Origin of the sequence: Kineococcus auxinigenes (assembly GCF_050871525.1) — a bacterium.
Taxonomy (GTDB): domain Bacteria; phylum Actinomycetota; class Actinomycetes; order Actinomycetales; family Kineococcaceae; genus Kineococcus.
The window spans coordinates 1-893 of record NZ_JBKBCT010000145.1; the positions used below are offsets into that span (position 1 = coordinate 1).

Sequence of the window (893 nt, forward strand, 5' to 3'; positions counted from 1 at the left end):
GTGGTCACCGACGACGTGGCCAGCGAGGGGCAGGGCGCGAACGGGGATCGCCGCGGCATCGCCGGTGACGTGGTCGCCTTCAAGATCGCCGGTGCGGCCGCCGAGGCCGGGTACGACTTCGACGCGGTGGTGGCCGCCGGGCGCAAGGCCAACGAGCTGACCCGCTCGATGGGCATCGCCTTCGCCGGGCCCACCTTGCCCGGCGAGAGCGAGGCGCTGTTCACGGTCACGAAGGGCCACATGGGCGTCGGGCTGGGCATCCACGGCGAGCCGGGCATCTCGGAGGAGCCCATCGGCACTCCGGAGCAGATCGCCGAGCTGCTGGTGGGCAAGGTCCTGGGCGGCAAGCCCGCCGGCGCGCCCGAGGGCGGCAAGCTCGCGGTCCTGGTCAACGGGCTGGGCTCGACGAAGTACGAGGAGCTGTTCTTGCTCTACGCCCCGATCGCGCAGCGCTTGCGTGCGGCCGGGTACGAGATCGTCGCCCCGCAGGTCGGTGAGCTGGTCACCTCGCTGGACATGGCCGGCGCCTCGTTGACCGTGACCTGGCTGGACGAGGAGCTTGAGCAGTTGTGGACCGCGCCGGCGCAGTGCCCCGCGCTGTCCGTCGGTGCGACCATCGAGACCACCCCGGCCCCGCGCTACGTCGCGCCGGAGGACGAGGTGGCGGACTACTCCGGCACCCCGCAGGAGGCCCAACGGGCCGGCCGGAAGGTCGCGGACCTGATCGAGGCCGTGCGCGACGTGCTCAAGGACGCCGAGGCCGAGCTGGGCCGCATCGACGCGATCGCCGGGGACGGTGATCACGGCACCGGCATGGTCAACGGCTCGGTCGCTGCTGCGGCCGCGGCGCGCGTGGCCGCCGACGCCGGCGCGGGGGCCGCTGCGACGTTGTC

1 protein-coding gene is annotated in these 893 nt (G+C 73.5%); it reads left to right on the forward strand.

The window, feature by feature from the left end:
* Nucleotides 1-893 (forward strand): dihydroxyacetone kinase subunit DhaK (locus ACRYR9_RS19685; protein WP_432499187.1); only part of this gene is annotated, 893 nt, incomplete at both ends.